General features: G+C 51.7%; 2 protein-coding genes. One reads left to right on the top strand and one right to left on the bottom strand.

Annotated features, from left to right (window positions below; translation table 11 throughout):
- A partial coding sequence (locus IEN85_RS18625; protein ID WP_224772736.1) for a hypothetical protein occupies positions 1 to 467 on the top strand: 467 nt, incomplete at its 5' end.
- A 386-nt stretch (positions 468 to 853) separates the two neighbouring features.
- On the opposite strand, the gene IEN85_RS18620 is transcribed toward IEN85_RS18625, so the two are convergent.
- Complete coding sequence (locus tag IEN85_RS18620) at positions 854 to 1096, bottom strand: hypothetical protein (RefSeq protein ID WP_191618624.1); 243 nt, start codon at positions 1094 to 1096, stop codon at positions 854 to 856.
- Between the last annotated feature and the right edge of the window lie 137 nt (positions 1097 to 1233).

The following is a 1233-nucleotide window of genomic DNA, read 5'->3' as shown; positions in this document are numbered from 1 at the left end:
CTCGACGTTCTGAAAAAATGAAACCTCGATGCCCAACTCTAGTCGCGCTGATCTTTATGGCTTTGGGCGTTATCCGAGCGAATGGAGCCAATCCAATAGAAGATCGATTGAAGATCGATACGATGTGGGAAGAATGGCTTAATCAGCCGAAACTTACCTACACGAACCTAGAAGAGTCAGACTTAAAAGAACTACACGGAACTTGGGAAGGATCCTGTGGAATTGAGGGATCGATAGATCAAGTATCAATCACCTTAAAAAATGATAAGAAATGGATCTCTAACGAATTCAACGAAGAAGATGTAAAGCAAATGTGGATTCTTTACGATGGACTCATTTTCCTCTACGTATCCAGTTCAAATGAGGGGCACCAAATGACCTCATGCATCTACAAAAGCAAAGGAGGCGACCTAAAGCTTATCTATGCTGATTGCGACAACCACACCCTAAACCTTAAGAAAAAATAGGTCAGAACAAATCGTGTCATACAACTCCGGGGGCTGCGCCCCCTCCGCGTATGCACTCGACGTTGATATGGTCGCGTCCAGTCAATATAAAAACAGCTATCCTATACTATTTTTATAATAGCGTTTGAAGGATTGCTGGACTGCCTCGGAGGCGAAGGGAAGCGGCCGGACGCCTGGTGACCTGTAACGGTCGTTTGAATACGGCGATTGAGAAGGTTGATATTCGTAGGTCGGAACTACATTCATTTTTTACGCCATGGGCAGGGACGCAGATTCGGTAGCGGAAGTCGGTCCATCGGGGATGGAGCCGTTCTGAGAACGCCTCGCGTGTTGCCCGCGCCGGGGTCGGCCGCTCGCCTAGGCCTCCGAGGGGAAGCGGGGCCAGCCTAGCCCGATCCCCTTGCTTTGCCTTGAGCCGAGCCTTGGTCTTCCGGATACTCGACCAGCTGGCCGATCGCCCAGACGAAGCCGACAAGCTCGCGGGCGATCGCGATTTGTATCTTCTGGCCCATTACGCCACGGCGGGCGAGAGTCCTAGCCCGCTTGTAGAGACGGTTCTGGGCGTTCCAGGATATCTCCACGATGCGCTCGTCCACGCCGCGCTGCCTGTCCGAGAGCTCCTTGCTCACCTTCGGGACCTTGCAGTAGTGCTGCGAGGACTCGACGATGAAGGTAAGCGGTACAAATTCCGCCCCCTAGACGCTTGATTGTCGATCCGCTATTTTTCCTTCATGTCTACCGAACGAGGGAAACGATACACTGCAGA

The sequence above is a fragment of the Pelagicoccus enzymogenes genome, from assembly GCF_014803405.1.
Classification (GTDB): domain Bacteria; phylum Verrucomicrobiota; class Verrucomicrobiia; order Opitutales; family Opitutaceae; genus Pelagicoccus; species Pelagicoccus enzymogenes.
The sequence above is the reverse complement of the archived record's forward strand: the minus strand, read 5'-3'. Positions and strand labels throughout refer to the sequence as shown.